7 protein-coding genes are annotated in these 9,548 nt (G+C 73.3%); 5 read left to right on the plus strand and 2 right to left on the minus strand.

Annotated features, from left to right (window positions below; all coding sequences use genetic code 11):
* Positions 1-14: 14 nt before the first annotated feature.
* From E1285_RS17945 to hrpA, 3 genes are all read left to right on the plus strand, one after another.
* Positions 15-800 carry an SDR family oxidoreductase gene (locus E1285_RS17945; RefSeq protein WP_132153460.1) on the plus strand — a complete coding sequence of 262 codons (786 nt, stop codon included), beginning with the start codon at positions 15-17 and terminating at the stop codon, positions 798-800.
* Complete coding sequence (locus tag E1285_RS17950; RefSeq protein ID WP_132153462.1) at positions 797-1,705, plus strand: SDR family oxidoreductase; 909 nt, start codon at positions 797-799, stop codon at positions 1,703-1,705. The genes E1285_RS17945 and E1285_RS17950 overlap by 4 nt, the downstream gene beginning before the upstream one ends.
* A gap of 241 nt (positions 1,706-1,946) precedes the next feature.
* Positions 1,947-5,918 carry an ATP-dependent RNA helicase HrpA gene (gene hrpA / locus E1285_RS17955; protein ID WP_132153464.1) on the plus strand — a complete coding sequence of 1,324 codons (3,972 nt, stop codon included), beginning with the start codon at positions 1,947-1,949 and terminating at the stop codon, positions 5,916-5,918.
* A gap of 1 nt (position 5,919) precedes the next feature.
* On the opposite strand, the gene E1285_RS17960 is transcribed toward hrpA, so the two are convergent.
* Complete coding sequence (locus tag E1285_RS17960; protein WP_132153466.1) at positions 5,920-6,144, minus strand: hypothetical protein; 225 nt, start codon at positions 6,142-6,144, stop codon at positions 5,920-5,922.
* A 44-nt stretch (positions 6,145-6,188) separates the two neighbouring features.
* Between E1285_RS17960 and pip the strand changes: the two genes are divergently transcribed.
* Positions 6,189-7,157 (plus strand): prolyl aminopeptidase, encoded by a 969-nt coding sequence (gene pip / locus E1285_RS17965; protein WP_243722870.1) that lies wholly within the window; start codon positions 6,189-6,191, stop codon positions 7,155-7,157.
* A gap of 74 nt (positions 7,158-7,231) precedes the next feature.
* Entirely contained in the window at positions 7,232-8,740 is a 1,509-nt protein-coding gene (locus E1285_RS17970; RefSeq protein WP_243722871.1) for a chromosome segregation ATPase, read from the plus strand.
* Positions 8,741-8,791: 51 nt separating this feature from the next.
* Here the strand turns inward: E1285_RS17970 and E1285_RS17975 are convergent, their stop codons facing one another.
* Positions 8,792-9,403 (minus strand): hypothetical protein, encoded by a 612-nt coding sequence (locus tag E1285_RS17975; protein ID WP_347814085.1) that lies wholly within the window; start codon positions 9,401-9,403, stop codon positions 8,792-8,794.
* Between the last annotated feature and the right edge of the window lie 145 nt (positions 9,404-9,548).

Here is a 9,548-nt window from a genome sequence, read left to right on the forward strand (position 1 = left end):
ACAGAGGAGGCGGGATGGCACTGACGCTCGATCTGGAGGGCAAGACCGCCGTGGTCACCGGGGGCGTGCGCGGTGTCGGCGCCGGGATCAGCCGCGCGTTCCTGGAGGCGGGCGCCGACGTGGTCGCGGTCGCCCGGCGCGATCCGGAGTCGCTGCCCGAGGCGGGCGGCCGGACCGCGAGGTTCGCCTCGCTGGACGCCCGGGACCCGGACGCCGCGCAGGCGTTCGCCGACGGCCTGGACCGCGTGGACGTGCTCGTCAACAACGCGGGCGGCGGGCCGTTCCTGCCGCTCACCGAAGGCGCACTGCGCACCCACGTCAAGATCATCGAACTCAATCTGACCTCGGCGCTGATCATGTCGAGGGTGCTGCAGCCCCGGATGCTGGAGACGGGCGGCGGCTCGGTCGTCAACATCGGCAGCGTGAGCGGCGTGCGCCCCTCGCCCGGCACCTCCGCCTACGGCGCCGCGAAGGCCGGCCTGCACAGCCTGACGCGGTCCCTGGCCGTCGAGTGGGCGCCGCACGTCCGGGTCAACACGCTCATCCTCGGCATGATCCGGACCGAGACCGCGCACCTGCACTACGGCGACGAGGAGGGGATCGAGGCGATCGGCCGCACCGTCCCCATGGGCCGCCTCGGCACCCCCTACGAGGTCGGCGGCGCCTGCGTCTACCTCGCCTCGGACCTGGCCGCCTACGTCACCGGCACGGAGATGCTGCTGCACGGCGGGGGAGAGCGCCCCGCCTTCCTGGACGCCGCCACCGTGAACAAGGACGCCAACGAGAAGGAGTCACGATGATCTGCAAGGACCGCGTCGTCGCAGTCACCGGGGCCGGACGCGGGCTCGGCCGCGCGCACGCGCTGGAGTTCGCCCGCCAGGGCGCCCTCGTCGTCGTGAACGACCTGGGCGTCGCGCGGGACGGCACCGGCGACGCCGCCGAGGGCCCGGCGCAGGAGGTCGTCCGGGAGATCGAGGCGCTCGGCGGGCAGGCCGTGGCCAGCACCGACGACATCGCCACCGACGACGGCGCCGCCGCGCTGATCGCCACCGCGACCGGCACGTTCGGGCGGCTGGACACGCTCGTCAACAACGCCGGGTTCCTGCGCGACCGCATGCTGATCAACCTGGCCGAGGACGAGTGGGACGCCGTCATGCGCGTCCACCTCAAGGGCCACTTCCTGCCGCTCAAGCACGCCGGGCAGTACTGGCGCGCCGAGAGCAAGGCGGGCCGCCCGGTGGACGCGAGGATCGTCAACACCTCCTCCGGCGCGGGGCTGCTCGGCAGCGTCGGGCAGGGCAACTACTCCGCCGCCAAGGCCGGCATCGTCGGCCTCACGCTCGTCGCGTCCGCCGAACTCGGCCGGTACGGGGTGAACGTCAACGCGATCGCGCCCGCCGCCCGGACCCGGATGACCGAGGAGGTCTTCGCGCAGACGATGGCCGCCCCCGCGGAGGGCGAGTTCGACGCCATGGCGCCGGAGAACGTCTCCCCGCTCGTCGCGTGGCTCGGCTCGGCGGAGTCGCGGGACGTGACCGGCCGGGTCTTCGAGACCGAGGGCGGCAAGATCTGCGTGATGGACGCCTTCCGGCACGGCCCCGCCGCCGACAAGGGCGCCCGCTGGGATCCCGCCGAGATCGGCGGCGTCGTCAAGGGCCTCCTCGCCGAGGCCCCCGCGCCGGAACCGGTCTACGGCGCCTCCTGATGCGGCGGGGGCCGGCCGCCGGCGTGCCGGCCCCATAGCCGATTGACCGATGCGGACCGCGCTGGTCCGGGACGTGGGAATGCCGTCGCCCGTGGACGCGTTGTGGCCGGGGCCGCCGCCGGAAAACCGATCGCCCCGGCGGGCGCCGTCCGGCTACCGTGCTGTGGTTCGCGATGGCGGCGCCCGGTGAGCCCCGCGGGGGCGGGGGCGCGACGCCCGCGGCCTATCCTGGTCAACGGTTATGAGGACGCCTGTGAGATCGCCGCTCGCCGACCTGCGTGCGCGCCTGCCCGAGCTGATGCTGCGCGACCAGCACCGGCTGCGCCGCCGGATCGACGGCGCGCAGAAGACGCGCGACGCCGGGCGGCGCGCCAAGGCCGCCGGGGAGATCGCCGCCGACATCGAGGCCGCGGAGCGGCGGGTGGAGCGGCGGCGCCGCGCCGTGCCCGCGATCACCTATCCGGCGCAGCTTCCGGTCTCGCAGAAGAAGGACGACATCCTCGCCGCGATCCGCGATCACCAGGTCGTGATCGTGGCGGGCGAGACGGGCTCCGGCAAGACCACCCAGATCCCCAAGATCTGCCTTGAGCTGGGCCGGGGCGTGCTCGGCTCGATCGGCCACACCCAGCCGCGGCGGCTGGCCGCCCGCACGGTCGGCGACCGCATCGCCGAGGAGCTCGGCACCGAGCTCGGCGAGACCGTCGGCTACAAGGTCCGCTTCACGGACCGCTCCAGCGACGACACGCTCGTCAAGCTGATGACCGACGGCATCCTGCTCGCCGAGATCCAGGCCGACCGGCTGCTCCGCCAGTACGACACGCTGATCATCGACGAGGCGCACGAGCGCAGCCTGAACATCGACTTCCTGCTCGGCTACATCAGGGAGATCCTGCCGAAGCGCCCCGATCTCAAGGTGATCATCACCTCGGCGACGATCGACCCCGAGCGGTTCTCCGAGCATTTCCGGGGATTCGGGGGACCGTCCCCCGACGGGCACGGCGCAGGGGCGCCGATCGTCGAGGTGTCGGGGCGCACGTACCCGGTGGAGGTCCGGTACCGGCCGGTCACCGACCCCGACGACCCGTCCGCCGACCCCGACCGGGACCAGATCCAGGCGATCGTGGACGCGGTGGACGAGCTGGGCCGCGAGGCCCCCGGCGACGTACTGGTCTTCCTCAGCGGCGAACGCGAGATCCGCGACACCGCCGACGCCCTGACCAAGCACTTCACCCGGCAACGCGGGACCACCGAGGTCCTGCCGCTGTACGCGCGGCTGTCCTCGGCGGAGCAGCACCGGGTGTTCCAGCGGCATCGCGGGCGGCGCGTGGTCCTGGCGACGAACGTCGCCGAGACGTCGCTGACCGTCCCCGGCATCAAGTACGTCGTGGACCCCGGCACGGCGCGGATATCCCGCTACAGCCACCGCCTGAAGGTGCAGCGGCTCCCGATCGAGCCGGTCTCGCAGGCGTCGGCGAACCAGCGCAAGGGACGCTGCGGCCGCGTGTCCGAGGGCGTGTGCATCCGGCTCTACTCGGAGGAGGACTTCGAGTCCCGCCCGGAGTTCACCGACCCGGAGATCCTGCGCACGAACCTCGCGTCGGTCATCCTGCAGATGACGGCCCTGGGCCTCGGCGACATCGCCGCGTTCCCGTTCGTGGAGCCGCCGGACCGCCGCAACGTCAAGGCCGGCGTCGACCTGCTCCACGAGCTGGGCGCCATCGACCCGTCCGAGAAGGACCCCCGCAAGCGGCTCACCCCGCTCGGCCGGCGCCTCGCCCAGCTCCCCGTCGACCCGCGCCTGGCCCGCATGGTCCTGGAGGCCGACAGGAACGGCTGCGTCCGCGAGGTGCTGGTCATCGCGGCGGCGCTGTCGATCCAGGACCCGCGCGAACGTCCCGCCGAGCAGCAGCAGGCCGCCGACGAGCGCCACCGCCGTTTCGCCGACCCCACCTCCGACTTCCTGGCGTACCTGAACCTGTGGAACCACCTGCGCGAGCAGCAGCGGGAGCTGTCGGGCAGCGCGTTCCGCCGCATGTGCAAGAGCGAGTTCCTGCACTTCCTGCGCATCCGTGAATGGCAGGACCTGCACGGCCAGCTCAAACAGGTCGCCAAGGCCCTCGGCGTCACGCTCAACACCTCCGACGCGCCGCCCGACCGCATCCACGTCTCGCTGCTCGCGGGCCTCCTCTCGCACATCGGGCTCGCCGACACCGACAAGAAGGACAACAAGCAGCGCCGCGGCCAGGAGTACACCGGAGCCCGCGGCGCGAAGTTCGCCGTGTTCCCGGGGTCGTCGCTGTTCAAGAAGCCGCCGCGCTGGGTGATGTCGGCCGAGCTTGTCGAGACGACCCGGCTCTGGGGCCGCGTCAACGCCAGGATCGAGCCCGAGTGGATCGAGCCGCTCGCGGAGCACCTGGTCAAACGCAACTACAGCGAGCCGCACTGGTCGAAGAAGCAGGCCGCCGTCATGGCGCGCGAGAAGGTCACGCTGTACGGGGTGCCGATCGTCGCCGACCGCCGCGTCAACTACGGCCGCATCGACCCCGCCCTGTCCCGCGAGCTGTTCATCCGGCACGCACTCGTCGAAGGCGACTGGGAGACCCACCACCGGTTCTTCCACGACAACCGCGCCCTGCTGGACGAGGTGGAGGAACTGGAGCACCGCGCCCGGCGCCGCGACATCCTCGTCGACGACGAGACCCTCTTCGACTTCTACGACGAGCGGATCCCGGAGGACGTCGTCTCCGGGCGGCACTTCGACTCCTGGTGGAAGAAGGCGCGCCACTCCGATTCCGACCTGCTCGGCTTCGAGAAGTCGATGCTCATCAACGAGACGGCCGGCGGCGTCAGCGAGGCCGACTACCCGGACGTGTGGAAGCAGGGCCCGCTGCGCCTGCGCCTCACCTACCAGTTCGAGCCCGGCGCCGACGCCGACGGGGTGACCGTGCACGTTCCCGTCCAGGTACTGAACCAGGTCCGCCCGGACGGGTTCGAATGGCAGGTCCCCGGCCTGCGCGCCGAGCTGATCACCGAGCTGATCCGGTCGCTGCCCAAGCAGCTGCGGGTCAACTTCGTCCCGGCGCCCGACTACGCCCGCAAGATCCTCGGCCGCGTCGCGCCGCGCACCGAGCCGCTCCTGGACGCCCTGGAACGCGAGCTGACCGCGATGACGAGCGTGCCCGTCGCGCGGGAGGCGTGGGACGCGTCCCGGCTGCCCTCCCACCTGCACCTCACGTTCCGCGTCGTCGACGACAAGGGCCGCACCCTCGGCGAGGGCACCGACCTGGACGAGCTGAAACGCCGCCTCGCGGGCAAGGTGCGCGGGACGCTGTCCAGGGCGGCTTCCACCATCGAGCGCACCGGCCTCACCGAGTGGACGATCGGGGAGCTGCCCCGCACCTACGAGCGCAACCAGGCGGGCTACGACGTCAAGGCGTATCCGGCGCTCACCGACGAAGGCGAGAGCGTCGCCGTCCGCATGTACGAGACCGAGGCGGAGCAGCGCCGCGCCATGTGGCTGGGCACGCGCCGCCTCGTCCTGCTGAACGCGCCGTCACCCGTGAAGCTCATCCAGGGCCGCCTCACCAACAAGGGCAAGCTCGCGCTCAGCCACAACCCGCACGGCTCCGTCGCCGCGCTCTTCGACGACTGCGTCACCGCCGCCGCCGACCGGCTCATCGCCGAGGCCGGCGGCCCCGCCTGGGACGAGGACGGCTTCCGCGCGCTGTACGACCGCGTCCGCGCCGACCTGCACGGCGCGACCGAGCAGGTCGTCGGCCTGGTGGAGCGCGTCCTGGCCGAGTCGCACGAGGTCGACCGGCGCCTGCGCGGCACCACGAGCCTCGCGCTCGTCCCGGCCCTGACCGGCATCCGCGCGAACCTCACGGCGCTGATCCACCCCGGGTTCGTCACGGCGACCGGATGCGCACGGCTGCCCGACCTGCCCCGCTACCTGCGCGCCCTGCAGATCAGGCTGGACAAGCTGCCCGAGAACCCCGGCCGTGACCGGATGCTCGCGCAGCAGGTCGACGTCCTGGCACAGGAGTACGACGCGGCGCTCCGCCGCCTGCACCCGGCCCGCCGGGAGGAGGAGCCCGCGCGGCAGATCCGCTGGATGCTGGAGGAGCTGCGGGTCAGCCTCTTCGCCCAGCAGCTGGGGACGCGCTTCCCGGTCTCCGACAAGCGCGTCCGCAAGGCCATCGCCCAGCTCTGAGTCAGTTCGCGTCGTAGGCGAACAGCTCCAGGTGGGTGCACTGGGTGCACCGGAACGCGTGCACCTCCAGCCGCGGCCGCCCGAACAGCTTCGCGCCCCCGAGGAGCCCCCGCTCCAGCGGGCCGGAGACCCAGCGGGCGAACCCCTTGGCGGACTGGCCGGAGTCCTCGACGAACCCCTGCTGAAGTTTCGTGCTCCCGCACAGCGTGCACCTGAGTTCCGTCATCCGGGGGATGATAGGCGCGTACGAAGCATGATCGTCCATCGGGTATGTCTGATCGCATGGCATTGCGGGAGTTCTATCCGCCGGTCGAGCCGTACGCCTCCGGGCTGCTCGACGTCGGCGACGGCAACCGGATCTACTGGGAGACCTGCGGGAACCCGGACGGCAAGCCCGCGGTGTTCCTGCACGGCGGCCCCGGCGGCGGGCTGCTGCCCGACTTCCGCCGCTTCTTCGACCCGTCCGCCTACCGGATCGTGCTGTTCGACCAGCGCAACTGCGGGAAGAGCGTCCCGCACGCCGCCGACCCGGAAGTGTCGCTGGAGCACAACACCACGCCCCACCTGGTGGCCGACATGGAACGGCTGCGCGAGCACCTGTCCGTCGGCCGGTGGCTCGTGTTCGGCGGGAGCTGGGGGAGCACCCTCGCCCTCGCCTACGCTCAGGCGCACCCGGACCGCGTTTCCGAGATGGTGCTGCGCGGCGTGTACCTGGTCCGCCCGCCCGACGAGGCGTGGGCGTTCACCCCGACGGGCGCGGCGCACATCTTCCCCGCCGAGTGGGCGGAGTTCCGCGACGCGATCCCGCCCGCGGAGCAGGACGACCTGCTCGCCGCGTACGGCCGCCGCATCGGCGACCCGGACCCGGCCGTCCACCTCCCGGCTGCCAGGGCGTGGATCGGCTGGGAAATCGCCGCCAACACGCTCCTGCCCGTACCGCCGCCGGACCTGGGCGAATCCATCGTCCTGGCGTTCGCCCGGATCACGCACCATTACATCTCCCGTGGCGGCTTCCTCCCCGACGAGGGGCTGCTCGCGGGCGTCGGCCGCATCCGGCACATCCCCGCCGTGATCGTGAACGGCCGCTACGACATGAAGACTCCGCCAGGCCAGGCGTGGGATCTTCATCGCGCCTGGCCCGAAGCGGAGTTCCACATCGTGGAGGACGCCGGCCACGGCGGCTCCGAACCCGGCACCCGGCACCGCCTCATCGAGGCGACCGACCGCTTCGCCCGCTGACCGGCACGTGGGCACCCCCACAACTACCACCCAAGTCACTGCAGCAACGGGGATCAGTGCGTAAGGTTCATTCCATGCCTAACAGCGAAGAGCGCGACAATAGCGGCCGCGAGGGGCTGGCCGCGGCTCCCCCGGGGGGCGCGGTCTCCGAAGGCGCGGGGGACGGGGGTGCCGCCGAGACGGCGGTCGCCCGGATCGGCGACCCGGTCACGGTGTGGCCGTGCGCCAACTGCGGGCGTCCCGTCCCGCAGCCCGTGGGCGCCGTCCGCTCCGTCCGCCACTGCCAGGACAACGAAGGCGCCTGCGCCCGCGAGTCACGCGACCGCCGCGAGCGCGGCCGGGACGCGCCGGGCCTCACCGGGCAGGTCGCCTCGGCGTGGGAGATGGTCGAGCGGCTGGAGAAGGCCGCCGACGTGCTCGCCGACTCGCTGACGTCCGAGCTGAGCGTCGCCGGCGTCGAGCGGCGCGTCGCCGAGGTGCGGGCCGAGGCCGCCCGCGAGCTCGCCGTCGCGCAGAGCGAGCGCGACGCGTCCCAGCGCCGGGCCGAGGAGGCGTGGCAGGAGTCGACGACCGCCCGGCAGCGCGCCGAGACCGCCGAGCGGGAGGCGTCCGGCGCCCGCGAGGAGGCCAAGGTCGCCACCGCCAAGCGCGACGCCGCGCAGCAGGCGTGGGAGGAGGCCCACCAGGTCGCGCAGCAGTCGATGACCGCGAAGCTGGCCGCCGAGAGCGAACGCGACCGCGTCGCGGCCCGCGAGACCGAGCTGCTCGCCGCGCTGGAGAACGCCCGCGCGGAGCTGGTGGCGCTGCACGCCAAGTTGGCCGAGGCCGAGAGCGCCGCCGAGTCCCAGCGCGTCGAGGGCGCCGTCGCCAAGCAGGGCGCCGAGGACCTCCGCACCGCCATGCGCGACACCGAGGCGCAGCGGCAGCGCGCCATGCAGGCCGCCAGCAAGGCCGAGGCCGAACGCGCCACCGCGCAGCGCGCCCAGTCCGAGGCGGAGGCCGAGGTCGTGCGCGCCGCCGCGCGTGCGGACGAGGCCGCCAAGGAGCGCGACGCGGCGCAGGCGCAGGCCCAGGCCGCGACGGCCGAGCGTGACGAGCTCACCGCCAAGGTCGGCGACCAGGCGGTCCAGCTCCGGCAGCTGTCGCAGTCGGTGGCCGAGCAGCAGGCCGCCCTCACCGCCCTCGCGGAGGAACGCGACGCCGCCCGCGCCGAGGCCGACCGCGCCCGCCGCCAGATCGACCAGTTCACGCACAGCACGCTGTCGTCCGGCGTCCCGCCCGGCGGCCGGATGCCCGGCGGCGGAACCCCGATGCCGCCCCCGGGGCACCCGCACGGCACGGGACCGCAGCCCGCGGGCCGGCCGCCCGTCCCGCCGCCGGGCATGCCGCAGCCGGCGCGCAACGGCTCCCCGATGCCGCTCGGCGCGCCCGTCCCGCAGGGGCCGCCCGGCCCGAACACCGGGAACTCCAACACGGGGAACTCCAACACCGGGAACACGCCGATGCCCGGCGCGGCGCCTCCGAACCACGCCCGCCCGGTCAACGGCGCGGACCGGGAAGACCCGCTCTTCACCGGCCCCTGACGCGCGGACGGCGGCCGCACCGGCCTTCGGGAACGGCCGCCGGCGTGCCGGTCAGCGTCCGAACCGCTCCGGGTCGATCTCGATCCAGATCTGCTCCGCGCGGCCCAGCAGCCTCCCGTCCGCGCCGTACAGCGCCGTCGCCGCATGCATCTTGCGGCCCTCGCGGCTGCGCGCGAACCCCAGCACGACGCACCGCTCGCCGGCCTCGGGCACGTCCATCACCTGCCCGGTCATGGTGCCGAGCACGGCGGGACGCTCCCCCACGTCGAACGACCACCCGCCGGGGCAGTCGAGCGCGGCCCACACCAGCTCCCGCTCGGGCACCTGCTCCGGCACCCACGGCGCGGCGACGATGTCGTCGGTGACCGGCCCCGGTTCGAGCCGCAGCCCGTCGCCCGGCTCCCGTTCCGGACCGCACACGAAGCAGCCGGGGAACGGGTGGCTCTCCGCCGCCCGGTACTTCTCCGCGGCCTCCAGCGCCCGCTCGAACGGGACGGGAACGATCGGCGGCACCACGATCGCCCCCGCGAGCGCCTCGGCGATCAGCAGCTCGCCGTGCCAGAGCCGCGCGCTGCGGCCGCGCTCGTCCTCCGCCGTCACGGTCAGCTCGGTGTCCAGCGGCGGCGGCCGCCGCAGCGTCACCGTCACCGTGTCGATCGGCACCCGCCCCGCGAGGCACCCCGCAACATACCCGCCGTTCCCGGACCCCTCCGGCCCGCGAAACCGCCCGTCAATGATCACCTGTGTTCCCCCGTGGTAACGCCGACCCCAACAAAACGGCACCGATCTTAATGACACCCCCCGACAC

The organism is Actinomadura sp. 7K507 (assembly GCF_004348425.1).
Lineage (GTDB): Bacteria > Actinomycetota > Actinomycetes > Streptosporangiales > Streptosporangiaceae > Spirillospora.

Excerpts from the sequence above, each read along its gene's own strand:
- E1285_RS17945 (WP_132153460.1), top strand. The coding sequence starts at position 15 with ATGGCACTGACGCTCGATCTGGAGGGCAAGACCGCCGTGGTCACCGGG.
- E1285_RS17950 (WP_132153462.1), top strand. The coding sequence starts at position 797 with ATGATCTGCAAGGACCGCGTCGTCGCAGTCACCGGGGCCGGACGCGGG.
- hrpA (WP_132153464.1), top strand. The coding sequence starts at position 1,947 with ATGAGGACGCCTGTGAGATCGCCGCTCGCCGACCTGCGTGCGCGCCTG.
- E1285_RS17960 (WP_132153466.1), bottom strand. The coding sequence starts at position 6,144 with ATGACGGAACTCAGGTGCACGCTGTGCGGGAGCACGAAACTTCAGCAG.
- pip (WP_243722870.1), top strand. The coding sequence starts at position 6,189 with ATGTCTGATCGCATGGCATTGCGGGAGTTCTATCCGCCGGTCGAGCCG.
- E1285_RS17970 (WP_243722871.1), top strand. The coding sequence starts at position 7,232 with ATGCCTAACAGCGAAGAGCGCGACAATAGCGGCCGCGAGGGGCTGGCC.